General features: G+C 35.6%; 16 protein-coding genes. 9 read left to right on the forward strand and 7 right to left on the reverse strand.

Features of this window, described 5'->3' with window-relative positions; translation table 11 throughout:
• Positions 1-9: 9 nt before the first annotated feature.
• From HUW50_RS13345 to HUW50_RS13370, 6 genes are all read left to right on the forward strand, one after another.
• The gene (locus HUW50_RS13345) at positions 10-576 is read left to right on the forward strand and encodes a hypothetical protein (RefSeq protein ID WP_185653999.1); all 567 of its coding nucleotides are present in this window, start codon (positions 10-12) and stop codon (positions 574-576) included.
• Positions 573-1,865 carry an amino acid racemase gene (locus HUW50_RS13350; protein ID WP_066336486.1) on the forward strand — a complete coding sequence of 431 codons (1,293 nt, stop codon included), beginning with the start codon at positions 573-575 and terminating at the stop codon, positions 1,863-1,865. The genes HUW50_RS13345 and HUW50_RS13350 overlap by 4 nt, the downstream gene beginning before the upstream one ends.
• 13 nt (positions 1,866-1,878) lie before the next feature.
• The gene (locus HUW50_RS13355; RefSeq protein ID WP_185654000.1) at positions 1,879-3,381 is read left to right on the forward strand and encodes a class I adenylate-forming enzyme family protein; all 1,503 of its coding nucleotides are present in this window, start codon (positions 1,879-1,881) and stop codon (positions 3,379-3,381) included.
• A 248-nt stretch (positions 3,382-3,629) separates the two neighbouring features.
• Positions 3,630-4,481, forward strand: coding sequence for a CPBP family intramembrane glutamic endopeptidase (locus HUW50_RS13360; protein WP_066336481.1), 852 nt, complete (start codon positions 3,630-3,632; stop codon positions 4,479-4,481).
• A 335-nt stretch (positions 4,482-4,816) separates the two neighbouring features.
• Positions 4,817-5,176, forward strand: a complete 360-nt coding sequence (locus tag HUW50_RS13365; protein ID WP_066336476.1) for a YisL family protein — start codon at positions 4,817-4,819, stop codon at positions 5,174-5,176.
• A 204-nt stretch (positions 5,177-5,380) separates the two neighbouring features.
• Positions 5,381-7,243 (forward strand): sensor domain-containing protein, encoded by a 1,863-nt coding sequence (locus HUW50_RS13370; RefSeq protein WP_185654001.1) that lies wholly within the window; start codon positions 5,381-5,383, stop codon positions 7,241-7,243.
• Positions 7,244-7,308: 65 nt separating this feature from the next.
• Here HUW50_RS13370 and HUW50_RS13375 read toward each other — a convergent pair whose 3' ends face one another.
• A complete protein-coding gene (locus tag HUW50_RS13375) occupies positions 7,309-7,869 on the reverse strand; it encodes a DUF2777 family protein (RefSeq protein WP_066336466.1) in 561 nt (186 codons plus the stop codon).
• A gap of 214 nt (positions 7,870-8,083) precedes the next feature.
• Between HUW50_RS13375 and asnB the strand changes: the two genes are divergently transcribed.
• Positions 8,084-9,934 (forward strand): asparagine synthase (glutamine-hydrolyzing), encoded by a 1,851-nt coding sequence (gene asnB / locus HUW50_RS13380; protein WP_066336462.1) that lies wholly within the window; start codon positions 8,084-8,086, stop codon positions 9,932-9,934.
• A gap of 196 nt (positions 9,935-10,130) precedes the next feature.
• Here asnB and HUW50_RS13385 read toward each other — a convergent pair whose 3' ends face one another.
• Positions 10,131-11,489, reverse strand: coding sequence for an MATE family efflux transporter (locus tag HUW50_RS13385; RefSeq protein WP_185654002.1), 1,359 nt, complete (start codon positions 11,487-11,489; stop codon positions 10,131-10,133).
• Positions 11,490-11,611: 122 nt separating this feature from the next.
• On the opposite strand from HUW50_RS13385, the gene HUW50_RS13390 reads away from it, so the two are divergent.
• Complete coding sequence (locus tag HUW50_RS13390) at positions 11,612-12,484, forward strand: helix-turn-helix domain-containing protein (RefSeq protein WP_185654003.1); 873 nt, start codon at positions 11,612-11,614, stop codon at positions 12,482-12,484.
• Positions 12,485-12,487: 3 nt separating this feature from the next.
• On the opposite strand, the gene HUW50_RS13395 is transcribed toward HUW50_RS13390, so the two are convergent.
• Complete coding sequence (locus HUW50_RS13395) at positions 12,488-14,248, reverse strand: alpha-glycosidase (RefSeq protein ID WP_185654004.1); 1,761 nt, start codon at positions 14,246-14,248, stop codon at positions 12,488-12,490.
• A gap of 158 nt (positions 14,249-14,406) precedes the next feature.
• On the opposite strand from HUW50_RS13395, the gene HUW50_RS13400 reads away from it, so the two are divergent.
• Positions 14,407-15,927, forward strand: coding sequence for an alpha-amylase family glycosyl hydrolase (locus HUW50_RS13400; protein WP_066336445.1), 1,521 nt, complete (start codon positions 14,407-14,409; stop codon positions 15,925-15,927).
• Positions 15,928-16,064: 137 nt separating this feature from the next.
• Here HUW50_RS13400 and HUW50_RS13405 read toward each other — a convergent pair whose 3' ends face one another.
• The 4 genes from HUW50_RS13405 to HUW50_RS13420 form a co-directional block, all read right to left on the reverse strand.
• Positions 16,065-16,937 carry an SDR family oxidoreductase gene (locus HUW50_RS13405; protein ID WP_185654005.1) on the reverse strand — a complete coding sequence of 291 codons (873 nt, stop codon included), beginning with the start codon at positions 16,935-16,937 and terminating at the stop codon, positions 16,065-16,067.
• Positions 16,938-17,153: 216 nt separating this feature from the next.
• Complete coding sequence (locus HUW50_RS13410) at positions 17,154-17,579, reverse strand: MarR family winged helix-turn-helix transcriptional regulator (protein ID WP_066336442.1); 426 nt, start codon at positions 17,577-17,579, stop codon at positions 17,154-17,156.
• 124 nt (positions 17,580-17,703) lie between these two features.
• Positions 17,704-18,330 carry an FMN-dependent NADH-azoreductase gene (locus tag HUW50_RS13415; RefSeq protein WP_185654006.1) on the reverse strand — a complete coding sequence of 209 codons (627 nt, stop codon included), beginning with the start codon at positions 18,328-18,330 and terminating at the stop codon, positions 17,704-17,706.
• A gap of 348 nt (positions 18,331-18,678) precedes the next feature.
• Positions 18,679-19,110, reverse strand: coding sequence for a hypothetical protein (locus tag HUW50_RS13420; RefSeq protein WP_185654007.1), 432 nt, complete (start codon positions 19,108-19,110; stop codon positions 18,679-18,681).
• Positions 19,111-19,112 lie beyond the last annotated feature (2 nt).

Genomic DNA, 19,112 nt, shown 5'->3' on the forward strand with positions numbered 1-19,112 from the left:
GGTGAACAAATGGAAGAGCTTAGTAAAGTGCTATTTGAATTATTGTTGGTTTCGGATGGACGTACAACCGATATGCTAGAAACACTGTGTGGTGAAAGGGTGTATGTTGAGGTTATTAATCAAGAAAAACATGATAATACAATTTATAGAGAATCATTTCTTTACACCGTCAATCAAAATTTATTTGTTTCTCACAACTTTATGATGCTTTATCCAGAACATGTTCCAAGTGAATTTTATCAGCGGATTTTAGAAAAAGAAGAAGTGATTGGCAAGATATTAAAAAATGATGAAGTGCTGTCAAATCGGATTATCACGAAAAATGGCTGGTGTCTACCAACTGAAATTTCAGACCTGTCAGGAAATCCGAAAAAATTAATCTTTGCTGAGGAACTTAATGGTGGAATGATTCCTTTTAAGGAGTATAAATTACACTTCCAATCTAATGAAAAACCAGGGATAAAACTAGTGGAGTACTTTAATCCAAATTTAATTCATTATCGATTGCAAAAAAATCGTTTTCTAAAATCACCAGTAGATGAGATCAGAGCTGAAAAGGTCGGTGGATTAGTATGAAAGCCTATAAACATGTTGGAATTGTTGGGGTAACAGCTGTTGGTGCAGCATTATGTTACAAGGAAATTGTAATCGAAGGGATAAAACGGTTCAAGCACTGCCCGGAAATTTCCATTCATGCTCACCCTCAAAATGAATTTGATGTAGCTGACTTTAACAAGATTACGAGTTTAATTTTAGAATCAATTGAGAATGTAAAACGATCTGGTGCAGAATTTGCGATTATTCCAGCAAATACAGCCCATTACGTTTTCGAAGATGTGCAAGCTGTTTCCCCACTGCCTTTACTTAGTATCATTGATCTAACAATTAATGAGTGTCTTAAAAGAAAGGTAAGTAAAGTATCGGTGTTAGGGACGTTCCCAACGATGCAATTTTCCCTTTATCGAGATAAGTTAAAAAATGCAGGAATCCAACTAGTTGAGCCTTCTCAAGAGGAGAAGGAAAGATTAGATGCGATAATAGCAGAAGAATTACTTTTTGATCATGTAGATTCAGATACTGTAAAGGAAGCCCAACTCATGATCGAAGGATTAAAAGATAGAGGGAGTCAACTTGTTATTTTAGCTTGTACCGAATTACCGATCATAATAAATGATCATAACTCGGTATTGCCTTGTATCGATACTACTCGGTTATTAGCAGAAAAGACGTTAATGTATGCTGCAGATCAATTGGATGAAAGTGAGCAATTAAAAGGAAGCGATCAGATACCAGCAGGTTTTGAAATTGAAGTAATGTATGAAAATGATCAGCAAATGTCCGAAGGAATTAGGGAAACTTCTAGTGATAACGTTGATAAGGTTATTAGTGAGTGTAAACTACTTCTAGATCAGGGAAAATTTAAACAAGCAAAAAACATGATGGAAGATGCAGTAAAACAGGAGCCAGTTTCTCCTGAAGCACATGCATGGTTTGCGATCGCATTGGGCAGATTGATTGAAAACTCAAGCGTACTTAATAAAATGAGATTATTACCTATCTTTGAAAGAGAAACGCTCAGGGCATTGGAAATTGCGCCAGACTTATTATTGGCGCGAAAAGTAAATGGAATGAGATTGTTAAATACACCAGAGGCATTTGGTGGTAACGTAAAAAAAGCGATAGCAGAGTTTCAGTACTGCTTACAAAAGGGACTTGAGGATGATGAGCTGTATTTTTCTTTAGCACAAGCTTATATCAAATTAAAGGATGTAGAAGAAGGCAGAAAGGCATTACATTCATCATTACATCTAAACCCTGAGCATAAGCTAGCTAAAAAACATCTAGAGATGCTAGAAGTTCTTTAATTGGAGGGACTAGATGGATCGTTTGACAACTGTTTTAAAAAATTTTGCACGTTCTCATCCAAATCGACCTGCAGTGATCGATGATAAGACAGAGCTAACATATAAGGAATTATTTGAAAGAGTGAATCAATGGAGCCGTTTTCTAACAGAAAAAGGTGTAGATTCTGGTCATTCTGTCATGATTTTTATGAATAACCAGGTTGGTTATTTAGAGGTGTTCTTAGCTTTAGAGACGATTAATGCTAAAATTATTCCAGTAAACGTTCATTATCAACAATCTGAAATTGAGTATTTAATGGAACTTAATCAGAATGCTTATATGATTACGGAAAATTCTTTTACTAGTTTAGTGAAAGAAAGTTTTCAAGGGAGAAGGAATTCACTTATTTTTATTGAAGATGTTTATGAAACAGATCTCAACAAATATTCGAAGTGTGAAGTTCCTAAGGAAGAGTTTACCTCTCCTCTCCTTTTTTTTACTTCTGGTACAACTGGAAAGCCAAAGGGGATTGTTGTAAGTCCAGAAGCATTTACCTTGCAAATTCCAGCTGAGTATTATCGCGATACTACTGAGTACAATTTGATTATTCGGCCGCTGTTTTTTCGTTCACATTTAACATTGGCGATTTCAATTATACAAGAGGGGAAAACACTGGTATTGACAACTAGTAAGTCACAAGAATATATATGGATATTAACTCATAAATATAACATTCATCAAATCATCTCTGGTCCCAGTGATCTCACTAGCTTAGTAGATTGGTTGGAAGAGAGTAATGAGGAGATGCCAGGAAGTTTGGAGGTAGTCATGACTACTGGTAACCCTACTAGCTACTTGCTTAAAAAGCGGTTAATGGAACAGATGCCAGATACTAGCTTCATAGATTTTTATGGGACGAGTGAAGTGGGCGGGATTTCTTCTATTGATGAAACAGAGTGGCTTGATAAACATGGTTCTGTCGGAATTCCCTCCTTTTTTGTAGATTGTCGTGTTGTGGACGAAAATGGGGAAGAAGTGCCTAAAGGTGAGATTGGAGAGATAAGTATTTGTTCGCGATATACGATGGATGAATATTTGAATAATCCTGCCTTAAATAAAAAAACGTTTTATGGAAATTTGGTTCGTACCGGTGATTATGGGTATCTCGATGATGATGGTTATCTATTTCTATCAGGTAGAAAACAAGATGAAATAAATCATGGTGGATTTTCATTTTATTCTGCAGAAGTGGAAGATTTCTTAATCCGATATTCAGGTGTTAAAGAAGTGGTGGTGCTAGGTAAGAAGAATGACACATTTGGACAACAACCTATCGCATATGTTGTGATTGATAAACGATTAAATAAGCATAAAGTGATGAAAGAGATTAAGAGAATGTGTGAAGAACAACTCCCATCGTTTAAGAGGCCCGTTTTCTGGCATTTTCTATCAGAGATTCCGCTAACTTCCGCTAGAAAGCCAGATCGGTTTAAATTGTTATCCCTTACGGAGAAAACTTCGGAAGTACTATTTTAAAAGTAATCTTGTTTTAGGAGGAATCTGTCACTTTTCTTGGCAGATTTTTTTTCAGAGTTAAGAAAGTATAAAATTTTGTACTTAGTTTCTGTGGCTAGCTCCAGCGCCTAGCCCCTTTTGGGTCTAAGCCACAAAAGAATTGAAGACAAAGAACGTCTTCGATTCTTTTGCGTCTTATTGCCCGAGGCTGATCAAGGCGCTTGCGCTTTTCATACGGAACTTACATCTGAGAGGAGTAGTTAATTTCTATGCGCCATTCCCTCCTGCTAAGGATCGCAGAGCTGAAAGGAAAGTTATTTTTTCGCGATTTAAGTATTTGTCTTTTATTTGCAGGTAGTGTGTTATCTGTGCAAATGTATCCTTCCTATTTATATATGATGATTTTAGCATGTAGTTTGATTGGTAGTATTTTCATCTTTCCGAACTATAAGACGACTGCTTTAACATGTTGTGCATTTATAGGAGGATTCGCTGTTTTTAAATTACTTGAGCAGCCTTTAATGGTTTGGATGCTTGAACAAGATTTCCCTTTAGAAATCGCAGTGATCTTAGGAAGAGTATTAGTATGCTCGTATATAGTCTTTCTTTTCCTAGCAGCTTCTTTTGAACATAAAAAGCCAATGCATTATTGGCGTATAGGTAATTTTAGAGAACGTATAGCCTTTCCTTGGATATGGAAAGGATTTGATCATCCCCCAATTTGGCTGTTTATCACAATTTTTTCTCTCATTACAAGTGTGATGTTTATTGTGACCATGTTTGCAATAAAACCAGACTCTACTCTTACCATCCAGCTTGTTATGTATAGTTTGTTATTTGCTTGTATTAATGCACCTTTAGAAGAAATCGTGTGGCGGGGCTTTATATTAAGCCGTTTTGTTGACACGATGGGAACTGTTTCTGCTTTAATTGTTACAAGTGTTGGATTTGGCTTCTATCATTATGCATTAGGGATACCTTTGATAGGATGTATTGGCTTTGCAATAGGAAGCATTTATATGGCTGGTCTAACCTTGCGTTCTAACGGACTACTACCAGTAATTATCTTTCACTTTGTACTTAACTTTTGGATGTTTATGAGTGGTGCGATTACCCATTAATTTAAGAGATTGTTGCTTTAAAAAACAAAAACTATTTTAAGTTGATTGGAACGGATTGCGAGACTCCTGCGGAAGCAGCGGGACAGGTGAGACCCCGCAGGCGTTTACGCTGAGGAGGCTCACCGCCCGCCCCGCGGAAAGCGAGCAACTGGAGTGGAAATCAACCATACGGCACTTCTTGGTTAATAGCAACAAAGTTTGGCGAGTCAGCCTAAATCTATGAAAAGTTTTCAAAAATTAGACACATGAAAATGATTCTTTGATGCAATGCATTAATATTTTGGGTGAATCATGCTAAAATAGGGTTGTTTGAACCTATTAAGGAGGAAAAAATTATGACACATGCACATATTACGACATGGGTAGTAGCGATCATCCTTTTCTTCGTAGCTAACTCACTATTTAAATCAGGAAAAGAGAAGCCATTTAAAATTGTTCACATGGTATTACGATTATTCTATGTTTTAATTATTGTAACAGGTATTATCATTGCTTCAGATATTTATAAATTTAGCGGAGAGTATATTGGTAAGATTATTTTAGGTATTTTGACAATTGGTATGATGGAAATGGTTTTAGGAAAGTTGAAAAAAGGCCAACCAACAAAAGTGTTTTGGATCATATTCTTTGTTGTCCTTATTTTAACAATCTTATTAGGACTTCGCCTCCCTATGGGTTTCTGGCTATTTCGCTAGGTTAAAATGAAGTGCTTGCTCTTTATTAGAGCGAGTGCTTTTTTGTTTACTCTGTTGTTGATTTCCGTTAGTAAAAAACGGAAGGTATTCGTTTTCTAACTTTTGGAGCAGAATATAACATATTTATACTAAGATCGGTGAAACTAGTTTTAAATAATGATTAGTAGAACTATGTGTAAGGAAAGAGTGGGGATCCATTTGATATTGAGAGACATTACTACAAGCAAAAGAGTAGGTATTAGAATTTCATTGATTTATCTATTCATTAGTATTGTTTGGGTACTTGCTTCTGACCTTCTAATTAATAGCTATATAACCATGACTTGGGTAAATATCCTAAAGGGTTGGATATTTGTATTCATTAACGCTCTTTTACTGTATAAATTAATTCAAAGAAATTTTGAAATTGTTGCCGAAAAAAAAGAACTTTATCAACAACTTATTGAAAATTCTCTTGAAACAAATCTTATCCATATCGATGGGGAAATTGTTTATATTAATCAAGCAGGTGTAAATCTACTTAAAGCATATAATAGAAAACAAATTATAGGTAAGTCTGTATTTGATTTTATTCCAACTCATGAGAAAGAGAAAGCTACTGCAAGAATAGAAGAAACAAAAACACTTGGAAAATCAAGGCCTATTATTATCACGTATAAATGTCTGAATGGAGAAGAGGTTATTTGTGAATCCTTGGGTTTTGCAACAACCTATCAAGGAAAAACTGCAAACCATATATTAGTCAGAGATGTAACGGAAAGAGAAAAAGCGATTGGGAAAATAAATTATCTAGCTTTTTACGATGAATTAACTGGTTTGCCAAATCGAAATAAGCTTTATGCTTATATGGAAAAAATAATCGGGAATCAAATGGAAGAGGGTTACCCGTTTATTGTGATGTTTATTGATATGGATCGGTTTAAGATTGTAAATGATGCAATGGGACATAGTAGCGGTGATAAGATGCTAAAGGAAGTTGCAAATAGATTGTCGGCTTCTGTTGATCAGGATGCACTTGTAGCCCGTTTTGGTGGTGATGAGTTTGTCATTGTTATACCTTATATGAAAAAAGAGCAGTCACATTTATTTGCTCAGCAGATTATTGAGATGTTTAAACAGCCGATACATATAGATCAGAACGAGGTTTACACAACGCCTAGTATTGGCATTACTTGTTATCCGGATGATGGTGATGATGTAGACACTCTGATTGAAAATGCAGACACAGCGATGTACTATGCTAAGAAGACTGGAAAAAATAAATATAAAGTATTTACTCAACTATTACGTGATGATCTAAATAATCATTTTACTTTAGAAAATGGGCTTAGAAAGGCACTGGAGAAAAATGAATTCATTCTATATTATCAACCTCAGCTTCATCTCGAAACGGGTTCTGTCATTGGTGTTGAAAGCTTGATCAGATGGAATCACCCTAAAAAAGGTTTACTTTCTCCAGTATTATTTATTCCGGTAGCAGAGGAAAATGGACTTATTGTTCAAATTGGATATTGGGTGTTGGATACAGCATGTCGTCAGTTAACATTATGGCACGAAAAGGGACTTTCAAATATAACCATGGGTGTAAATATTTCTCCTATTCAATTTCGTCATAAGGATTTTATAAATCATTTAGAAAAAATTTTAACTAATAATAAACTGGATCCTAAGTATTTAAATTTAGAGATAACAGAAAGTGTGTTTATGAACATTGATGAGTCTTTATTTTTGTTAAAAAAATTAAAAGAAATTGGCGTTAAGATTTCGATTGATGATTTTGGAACGGGATATTCTTCTTTAAGTGTGCTGAAGGACCTTCCAATTGATTATTTGAAGATTGATAAATCATTTGTAGATGATCTTTACTCAAATGAGAAAAACATTGTCCAGCCAATTATTGATATGGGCAATAATTTGAACTTACAATTAGTAGCAGAAGGAATAGAATGTAAGGAGCAATTAATGATTCTTAAAGAAAAAAAATGTCATATTGGACAAGGGTATTACTTTTGTAAACCTATGGATGTGAATGTAACTGAAGCGTTTATAAAAAATAATTTAAAATAAAGAAAGCTTGAAAACCCATCACTGGTTTCAAGCTTCATACCTCAAGTTAATAATGATGTCCTCAGTTAATATTTAGACATAATAAGGCTTCTATCATCTAAACTAGTAGTAAATTCTATTCGATCTGAGGAGTGAACTCCCCGCTCAAAGTGATGTTGAACTGCACAAATACAATCTTCATTATCAAATTGAAAGAAGGATACGCCTTTTTTATGAACCTTGTTTTCAAAAAATAGATGTTGATTGTAGGAATAAACACAATCATATGGTGAAAATGATAAGGAGTTAAGATGTTTGATAAACTGGTTAAATGTCTCGTCACGTAATTCCTTTAACATTTCATCTAGTGCAACAGGAAGTCTTTTTCTAATCCGTATGGTTTCCCCTGAATTTAGTGAAAATAAACCAAGCTCTGTTTTCACCTTACCCAATCCCATCCATTTTCCAGGTTTCCACCCAAGTGGACTAAGAATTTCAAAATCATAATCTCGAATCTCTTCTAATAAATGAAGTTCATCATTCATATCATCATATATAACATATTGTTCGTTCGTTACTTCAATCAAACCAATTAAGTACGAACGTTTTTGATTTAATAACAGATCTGTTCGTTTATAAGGACACATTCATTTTACCCTCCAGTGATTGTGAAACATGTAACAAGAGTTTTTTAGTGGTTTATTCTTCGTTTTAGACAAAATTAGCAATGTTTATGCATGATCAAATTTTCTTAGGACAAATCAACAATTTATTTTGTTGGGCATACAATAAAATCTGCGATAGGTAATAGGACGTGATGTATAAAGCTTAAGAAAATTACACTAGGGAGATGATGCTTCAATGTGTGGGATTACAGGGTGGATTAATTTTAAGGAGAATATAGGCACTGCACAAGATACAGTGATAAAAATGACAGAAACGTTAGCAAAAAGGGGCCCAGATGATACGAACATATGGGGAGAAAATCGCGTGTTATTCGGTCATAAACGTTTAATTGTAGTGGATCCGGAATGTGGAATCCAACCGATGACTCGCACGAAAGAGGGGAATTCCTATACAATTTGTTATAATGGTGAGCTTTATAACACAGAGGATATAAGAAAGGTCCTTTTAGCAAAGGGGTACACGTTTAAAGGTCATTCAGATACAGAAGTACTGTTGCAATCCTACATTGAGTGGGAAGAAGAGTGTGTGCATCATCTTAATGGGATTTTTGCATTTGCTGTTTGGGATTCCACTAAGCAGAAGTTATTCATAGGAAGGGACCGTTTAGGAGTGAAGCCTTTATTTTACAAAGAAGAAAATGGCTCACTTATTTTTGGTTCCGAATTAAAAGCAATATTAGCCCATCCATCTGTTTCGGCTGTGTTGGATAAAACTGGTTTATCTGAAATTTTCGGTGTTGGTCCTTCAAGAACACCTGGTGTTGGTGTTTTTAAAGGGATTGACGAACTACGTCCGGCACATGCTCTTATTTATACCAAGGATGGACTAAAAAAGTGGCGCTATTGGAATGTTGAAAGTAAGCAGCATGAAGATACAATAGAGGAAACAGCCGAAAGAGTTCGTTATTTATTTACAGATGCCGTACAAAGACAGCTCGTATCTGATGTGCCATTATGTACATTTTTATCTGGTGGGTTAGATTCAAGTGCGATAACAGCAGTTGCAGCAGAACATTATAAAAAAGAAGGAAAAGGAAGTCTTCATACTTATTCGATTGATTATGAGGATAACGAAAAGTTTTTCAAAGCGAATGAGTTTCAACCAAATTCAGATGCTCCTTGGATTGACAAAATGAGTGAAACATTCAATACTGTTCACCATCGAAGCATTATTACCCAACAAGAACTAGTGGATCACTTAATAGAGGCGACAACTGTTCGTGATTTACCAGGTATGGCTGATGTTGATTCTTCCTTACTTTGGTTTTGCAGAGAAATTAAAAAGGACTTTGTTGTTGGCTTATCAGGAGAATGTGCTGATGAAATCTTTGGAGGATATCCATGGTTCCATCGACCAGATGATCTAGCAAGAACAGCTTTTCCATGGATGCGTTCAACTGATGAAAGAATAAAGTTGTTAAAGCCAGAATGGCAGGATAAATTAAAGTTAAACGAGTATGTGCAAGCACGATATCAGGAAACAGTCAATGAAACACCACTACTTGAAGGTGAGTCAGAAATAGAGGCGCAAAGACGACAACTCTTTTATTTAAACATCCATTGGTTCATGGCTAACTTGTTAGATCGTAAAGATCGTATGAGTATGGGCGCAAGCTTGGAGGTTCGTGTACCATTTGCTGACCATCGTCTCGTGGAATACGTTTGGAATATCCCATGGAATGTGAAAATGCACGGAGACCGTGAAAAGGGTATTTTACGTAAAGCGTTAGAAGGGTTACTTCCGGATGAAGTGCTGTATCGTAAGAAAAGCCCATATCCGAAAACACATAATCCAGAGTATACAAGATTGGTGAAAAATTGGCTTCAATCATTAGTCAACAATAAAGACTCGATCTTACATGTGCTCTTAAATAAACAAGCATTAACTAACATTATTGAATCAGAGGGTAGAGCGTTTCAGGTACCTTGGTTTGGTCAATTAATGTCTGGACCGCAGCTATTGGCACACTTAGCTCAGATTCATGTATGGTTTGAAAACTATTCGATAAATATTGATGAAAGATAAATAGATGAAGGGACTGCTAATAAGCAGTCCCTTTTAATTTAAAGAATAAAGTATAAATATTTGAACTAAGTGTCGGTGTCTAGCTCCAGCGCCTAGCCCCTCTTGGGTCTAAGCCACAAGTGAATTGAAGACAAAGAACGTCTTCTATTCACTTGCGTCTTATTGCCCGAGGCTGAGCAAGGCGCTTCCGCCTTTCTTAGGATACAGCAGGGCGATGAGAGAAGCTTTTTGTCATCCATGCACGAGATTTCCAACGATAAAGCATAATGATCCCTCGGACCCATTCATCACAAATATAAGCGATCCAGACCCCAACAAGGCCTAAATCATAGTGAATCCCTAAAATATATGCAATTGGTACAGCAATGCCCCACATTGAAAGGATTCCCATATAAGTCGGGAACCTAATATCTCCTGCAGCCCGCAATGACCCGATGATCACCATATTAAACGCCCTTCCAGGTTCGAGTAGTATGGTTAGGAGGATGAGTGTCCCACCAATTTCTAGAATTCTTTCATTGGAAGTGAAAATTCCAAGAAGAGGGTCGGAAAAAATGGTGAAAATAATCGCCATAAGAGTCGAGATAACAATTCCCGAATATAAACTTCTTAAACAACGTTTATAAGCTGAATCATATTCCTTGGCACCAATTAAATATCCAATCATAATTTGTGTTCCTTGACTGACAGCCATACTAAACAACAAAATAAACATCATTAAATTTTGCGTATAGATTTTGGTAGTTAATGCTTCGGTACCAATCATTGTGATAAAGAACGTAATCACCATTTGTGAAGTGTTATATGAAAGTTGTTCACCTGCAGTAGGTACCCCGATATGCAATAGGTTTTTTAAATGATGTGTTGGTAGCTTGAAAAGTTCTTTAAGATTGATTGTAAAGTGAACACGTTGTTTTAACATATAAAGGATCACGATTAAACCGATTATCCTGGAGACTACAGTTGAAATCGCAACTCCTTGAACACCGAGTACTGGGAAACCAAAAGGACCAAATATGAACAAATAGTTACCAATAATATTTATTAGGTTCATTCCGATGGTAAGATACATCGTATCTTTTGTATAGCCGTAACTCTTAAGAATAGCACTAGCAGTCATAATCAATGCTTGAATAAACGAAAATCCACCAACAAGCTGTAAATAGACAGTTGCTTCGGGTAAGAGCTCCCTAGGTAGATTCATAAGCAAAAGGATATCTTCACTTGCAATTACAATGACTACACTAATTATGATACTTATTAAAAGGTTTGCAGAGAGTGATACAGATGATATCCCTTTTGCATCCTTGTAATTATTTGCACCTAAATATTGAGAAACAAGGATAGTTGTTCCTGTTGCAATAAATCCAAACATGACAATTAACAGAAATAAAATTTGATTTGATACACCAACAGCAGCCACTGAGTTATCAGAGTATTGGCTCAGCATAAGTGTATCAGCATTCCCCATCAACATATGGAGCATTACTTCAATGAAAATAGGCCATGTAAGAGCAAATAATGTCATTTTACGATCTTGTCTTGTTAATGACATATTTCTCAACTCCTTTAATTTATACGTTATTAATCCTTACTTAGTTTACAGAGATTGCAGTATAATAGAAAGGGAGTAAAACGATAATTTTTGGAGAAATACGACTATAAGGAAGATCAAAAATGTCCTATATTGAATTTAAAGTTCCACCATTTCCTACTTTAATTACTGGAGGGTATGCGGTATTTGAGAAGGGAACAAAACACTTTAGACGGGTTTTCACGGTATTTGACTTGATCTATGTTAAGTCTGGAGAATTGTATATGACTGAGGATGATATTCCATATACAGTTGGCGCGGGGCAATACATTATATTAGTTCCAGGATTTGAACACTTTGGTCATAAAGGCAGCCAAACAAAAACGGAATACTATTGGCTTCATTTTTTAATGCCTTCAAATTATGATCTTGTTGAAAAAGGTATTGAGAATTGGGCTGATATTCAAGAATCGGAGGGCGATCTTGTTACCCCATCAAGCTATCGATTTTGTCTGCCTTGTTTTGGAGAGATTGAGAATGTGAAGTTCGTAGAAAATATATTTGAAAACTTAATGAGTATGAATCATCAAACACCAGATTATCAGCTGAGACAACAACTGTATTTTCAAGAATTCCTTCTCCATCTGCAAAAAGAAGCATGTAAAATCCCAACTGCTGCTGAACGAGTTGTTGAGGAAACAGTAAAATATATACAGGAACATTTTAAAGAAGAAGTGAAAATGGAGGATATTGCAAAATACCTTCACTTTCACCCAGATTATATTACACGCTGTATGCAAAAAGTTATTGGTGTCACACCAAATATGTATTTAAACCAGTATCGAATGAATGAAGCGAAAAAAATGTTGGCAACAACAGATGACAAAGTTGCCAGCATCTCTCAAGAGATAGGGATTATCGATTCCACTTATTTTTCAAAACTTTTTAAAAGAATAGAGGGCTTAAGCCCATTAGAGTACAGAAAAGTGATCCATCGACGAGAACGAAGAGGGTAAAGACTACTTATTTATTAGTAAAAACGTAAAATCATATGGCTCCAGCGTGACTGAAACATGGGTAGTATGTGCTGAGAATTCTTCCATTTTCCATAAATCAAGTATGGTTTGATCGTGTAAATCAAGTGGTAATGGAAGAGTTTGCTTAGTAGGGTGATTATTCATAACAGCAAGGAAAAGCTGTTTGTCATTTTCTTTGCTATAACATAAATAATTATGTTCATTACTAGCTTCCAAAACTTTAAAAGTTCCTTCGTTTGCTAGAATTGGATAGCTTTTTCGCAAATTTAGTAGCTTTTTAAAAAATTCTAGCATTTCTTGATCTTGCTCCTCTTTATCCCACACCATACACTTTCTACATCCGGGATCCTGCTCACCTGTAAGTCCAACTTCATCACCATAATAAATTGAGGGTGAGCCAGTAAAGCTAAGCTGAAAAGCGGTTAGTAGCTTTACTTTTTGTTTATTCATACGTGCAAGGTTTAAAAGGCGAGGTGTATCATGGCTCCCAACTAGATTAAACGCCGCCTCCTGAACAGTTTTTTGATATTGGTGTAAATAGGCTTGAAGATCAAGACTAAATTGTTCAGCACCGATCGCATCATAAGCAAAAAAGCGAAGCAGGTGATTTGCTAAAGGATAATTCATTACAGCATCAAATTGGTCACCCTGAAGCCATGGCATAGCATCATGCCATACTTCTCCAACAAGGTACACATCTTTATTTACCTTTTTCACAGCCTGTCTAAATTCTCGCCAAAATTGATGATCAATTTCGTTTGCAACATCCAGTCTCCAGCCATCAATTTGAAACTCGCTTACCCAGTATTGACCTACCTCAATCAAGTACTTTTTTACTTCAGGGTTCTGCGTGTTTAACTTTGGCATTGACTTTTCAAATGCAAATGTATGATATTGAAGTGGTTCATCTTCCGGTTGATTTGAAGAAAAATGAAACCAATCCTTATAGGCAGAGCTTTCTCCATTAATTAATACATCCTGAAAAGGGGGAAACTCTTCACCGCAGTGATTAAATACTGCATCGAGCATCACCTTTATTCCATGCTTATGACATTCAGAAACTAAGCGCTTAAAGGTTTGCTTATCACCAAATTGAGGATCAATTTCCATATAATCGATCGAATCATATTTATGATTTGAACGAGCTTTGAAAATCGGGGTAAAGTAAATCCCGCTAATTCCTAAATCAACTAAATAATCGAGATGTTGGATTACACCTTCTAAGTCACCACCAAAGATCGTAGTAGTTGTTGGATCAGAACTATTCCAAGGAAGAGTTTCGCTTGGATCATTTTGAGAATTCCCATTTGCAAATCGATCAGGGAAAATTTGATACCAAACAGTGTCCTTAACCCAGCTTGGGGCAGTAAAACGATCTGATGGATGATGAAAGGGAAAACAGAAATAAGCCGAAAAGTCATCGTGAACAGTATTGCTAAATCCCCTTTCCGTATAAAAACTCTCTTGTTCATTACTTTTCAAATGAAATGCATAGCGCAGCCGCCGCTGTGGTGGAATGATTTCTACAACCCAATAATCAAATAAATTGTCACTGCCACTTTTCTGCATTTCAATAAAGGAATGTCTCCATTTATTTCCTTCAAATTCAAAAGGATCACCATAGTAAAGAAAAATAGTATTTATGTCATTACGTTTTGTCTGTATTTGGATATGTATCATATCGTCATTACATGCATAGGCAAATTGATTTTTTGGTCGATGGTAAATGGCCTCTTTAAGCATAATTCCTCCTTCACAATCCATTCACAGATTTTAAGATCTATTATAGAATCGACACATATTTAAAAAAATAACCAATTAAGTTTGACGTGCTATGAGTGAAAACGCTACTCTTAACATTGTAGACAAAATATTCGCGATTATTGGAGGAACGGAAGAATATGCGAAGGCAAGCTTTAAAACTATTACTTATTCCGTTTCTTCTTTTTTACTCCTTACCAGTAAGTGCAGATGAAAAAGAAGAAAAAACATTGCAGGAAGAATTAATTTATTATGTTGTAGTCGACCGTTTTAATAATGGGAACCCCCATAATGATGGGGATGATCTTGATCCAGATAACCCCGATGCTTATCATGGAGGTGATCTAGAAGGAATAATAAAGAAATTAGATTACCTTCAAGAAATGGGTTTTACCACAATTGCACTATCATCAATTTTCGCAAATGAGGCAAGCGGCTATGCAGGAGATCTAATAGAGGATCACAATAAAGTAGAAGAGCATTTCGGAAGCTTAGAAGATTTGAAGCATTTAGTTAATGAAACACATAAAAGAGATATGAAGATTATGCTAGAGTTTGTTGCAGATCATGTTGGACCTAATCACCCGTGGGTAGAGGACGAAAAAAAACTGCAATGGTTTCATGACAAAGTAGAATTAACAGACGTGCAGAATGAAGAGAACAGATTAAAGGGATGGTATAAAGGTTTACCTGATTTAGCCACTGAAAATCCGGAAACTAGAGCCTACTTAATTGATACGGCGAAGTGGTGGGTGGAAGAAACAAAGATTGATGGCTATTATATTGACCATGCTGATACGATTGAACCGGAATTCTGGCAGATATTTGATGGTGAGATTGAAAAGGTAAACAAGAACTTTTATTTACTGGGTTCACTGCTAGATAATCGGGAAGAAACAATATCTGTTTACAAAGAGGCAGGGTTCCATTCCCTCTTAAATGAACGCTTTTTTAAAGAAGCTTCAGACATGTTTGCAAATATTGATCAGCCTTTTACAGACGTATCTAAAGTAGTAGAGCAATCATCAAAAAAGCTTAGTACATTTATAGATAGTGATAACACAGTTCGTTTTACAAGAAAATCAATTGAAAATCAACAACATCCTGGAATTAGATTAAAAATAGCATTTTCCTATATGTACACAATTCCGGGCACCCCTGTTGTTTATTATGGTTCTGAAATTGCAATTGATGGGGGAGACCCTCCAGAAAATCGACCATTAATGAACTTTCAATCGGATGAAGAACTGATTGATTATATAGCTAAGCTAGCAACAATTAGAAAGAGTTTACCAGCTTTAACAAACGGTAATTATAAAGTTTTGTATGAAAAGGACGGAATGATTCTTTTTAAAAGGACATTTGAAGATGAGACAGTTATTGTCGTCATCAATAATACTTCTTCTTCACAAAATGTTATAATTCCAGCTTCTGAAATTGCAGAAAATAAGGAGCTTCAAGGCTTAGTGACAGGTGATTCCTTTGAAGAGCAAAATGGAGAATATGAGTTTATTATCGACCGCGAATTAGCTGAGGTTTATGAATTGAAAGAAAAACAGGGCCTGAATTTACCGCTAATTAGTGTATTTATCGTTGTGCCAGTTTTGTTTGTTTTATTTTTAATTGCTGCAAAGAAACGTGGACAAAAGAATATTTCATAACTGGAAAGAGTTGATAATAAATCAGCTCTTTTAGTTCTGCAAGAGAAGGGTCAGACCATCCATCTCTTTGGTGAGTTAAAAGAACAGTTGGATGGTTCAGACCCTCTTGATTTCGATCAAACTAGCGCTTTAGATTATTACCCGTTAACTATTTTTCCACCGTTCACATGAATCATCTGGCCTGACATGTAAGAAGAATCATCACTTGCTAAGAAAACATAAGCTGGAGCTAATTCTTCAGGCTGTCCAGGTCGTTTCATTGGAGTGTTTGCTCCAAATGTAGCTACTTGATCAGCCGGGAAAGTAGAAGGGATTAATGGAGTCCAAATTGGACCAGGTGCAACAGCATTTACACGAATCCCTTTACCTGCTAGAGAGAGGGCTAAAGATCTTGTAAAGGTTGTGATAGCACCTTTTGTAGCTGAATAATCAATTAACTGCTCATTACCCGCGTAAGCAGTGACAGATGAGGTATTTACAATCGCACTACCCTTCTTTAAATGTGAAAGTGCTGCTTTTGTTAAATAAAAGAAAGAGAAGATGTTTGTACGAAATGTTCTTTCAAGCTGCTCACTTGTTATGTCTTCAATGCCTTGTTGTGGATGCTGTTCAGCGGCATTGTTTACTAAAATATCTAATCTTCCGAATGTGTTCATTGTTTCTGAAACGATTTGCTGGCATACCTTTTCATCACCAATATCACCTGAAATAAGCAGGCACTTTTGTCCTTGTTCTTCAACATGCTTTTTTGTTTCGTCTGCATCTTTTTGTTCATCTAAATAGGAAATAACAACATCTGCGCCTTCTTTAGCAAAAAATACGGCAACAGCTCGTCCAATTCCACTATCCCCGCCAGTAATAATCGCTACCTTGTTTTTAAGTTTCCCACTACCGGTATAGGTTGAATCATCAAATTTAGGTGTTGGATTCATCATATCCTCATGACCTGGCTGTACATCTTGATGCTGTGGCGGCATTGTTTGTTTCGGTTGATTTTGATTGTTACTCAATATAATTACCTCCTCGAATTAACTGCCGTATAGTAGTATGTGAAAAAACATCTAAAAGTATGTTCTAGTGAAGTGGTTTTGATATTCCCGAAAAAGGGAGGGGGTAAACACATAGTAGAAATGAGGTAATGGTAATAACGAGGGAATACTTTGTGCAAATGAAAAAAGAAACCTGCCTCTTAAACTTCAGATTTCTTTTAGTATGAAGGTCTAATACTATTGCAAATTCTCCCTCATTTTAGAAAGAATCGTTCTTAATTGAATAAGCTCTTCCTCAGATATATTTTCACAAAGAATTTCGTGAAATTCTTCTGCAATAGGCAGGACATGTTCACTTAGATTCCTACCTTTTTCTGTTAGATATAACCTTTGCGCGCGACGATCTTTTGGACAGATTACCTTTTTCACAAACCCCTTTTGTTCAAGACCTTGCGACATTCTAGCAATATTCGTTTTATCTTTATTTAGCTTAATTGAAATTTCATTTTGGCTGAGTCCATCTTGTTCCCAAAGTAACATCATGACTAAATTTTGTTCTGGTGCAATGTTAAAGGGGGCTAATTTCTTTTTCACATAATTTGTAAACATTAGATCTGAATGATGGATAAATATACTTATATAATCATCTAAAAATAGCTTCATTACATCTAATCTCCTAAATTGTTACTTGTTATGAATAAATTTACTTACAAGTATACCTTATATCAATTTGTAGGAAAATAGAATCAGACCAAAAAGTAAGCCTTTTGGTCTGAGGAAGAACTGATTAAAAAGTATTTGCAGCTGTTGCAGCTTCTCTTATTCCATTTTCAATAATTTCACTAGCTTGTTCAGGGAATTGATTATGTCCTTCAATGATGATGTTTGTAACATTGTTAACACCAAAGAAATCTAAAATTGTTGTGACATAGTTAACAGCCATTTCTTTTGAAGCAGCAGGTCCTTCTGAATAAACACCACCTCTTGCATTAAGAAGAGCGACTTTTTTATCAGATAGTAAACCAACAGGTCCCTCTGGCGTATATTTGAACGTTGTTCCAGCTTGGCATAGATAATCCATATACGTATGCAAAACAGCAGGGACAGCAAAGTTCCAAAGTGGAAATGCTAATACAATTTTATCTGCAGATAAAAACTGGTCTAGATATTTTTTGACAGTGACTGTAGCAACTTGTTCATCAGAAGATAACTCGATACCCTTACCTAATTTAAACATTCCATTGATCATATCTGCTCCATAATAAGGTAAGTTTTCACTGAATAAATCAAGCTCTGTGATTGAATCTTCTGGATGGGATTCCTTGTAGCTTTGTAAGAAAGCCTCATATAATTGAACACTAACAGCCTGTGATACAGGACGTGAATTTGCTTTAATAAATAATACGTTTGACATAATTGTTTCCTCCAATTTTTGTTGTTATAGCAACTATTTTAAAATAAGAACTCTGTCTTAGAGAAAACAGAGAAGATGGCAATTGGTTGCTATAGCAACCGGTTGTTTAATTTCATGTTATTTTTTTGTTCATCAAAGAAGTTGCTACACTTTCTTTTTAACATCCTTGATTTTAGTTAGTTAAACTCTTTATGTCAATTGTTTAGCTCGAGTTCAAAACAATATCCACAATTGAACGAGTCCTTAACTTCTAAGGAATAGTATAACTGTTATTTTCAGAAATGAATTCATGTGATTGTCGGAAGTTTGCTCATTAATTAGACTTAAGACTTTTGATGTAGGTCAAGGTCAATACATGGGTTTGGGTTTACCGATTAAAATAATTGAACTACAAAATCTAAAGATTGAACCATTTGAAGCGAGGATTGAACCAGTTTTGGGCAAAAATGCACCAAAGCTTAGCTGAGCCCCTTGGATTAAATCACTAGAACAAATATTTGAACCAGAAAATCTAAAGATTGAACCATTTGAAGCGAGGATTGAACCAGTTCTGAGCAAAAATGAACCATAGCTTAGCTGAGCACCTTGGATTGAATCACTAGAACAAATAATTGAACCAGAAAATCTAAAGATTGAACCATTTAAAGAAAAGAATGAACCAGTTCTGGGCAAAAATGAATCAAGCTTGAGCCAACTGTTTTCAACAGCAAACCTCTCGTTCGTTTTTATAAATTCATTAGAATAAGCCCCGAAACGTAAAGTTTCGGGGCTTTTCTTCAAAA

Source organism: Metabacillus sp. KUDC1714 (assembly GCF_014217835.1).
GTDB lineage: Bacteria > Bacillota > Bacilli > Bacillales > Bacillaceae > Metabacillus > Metabacillus rhizosphaerae.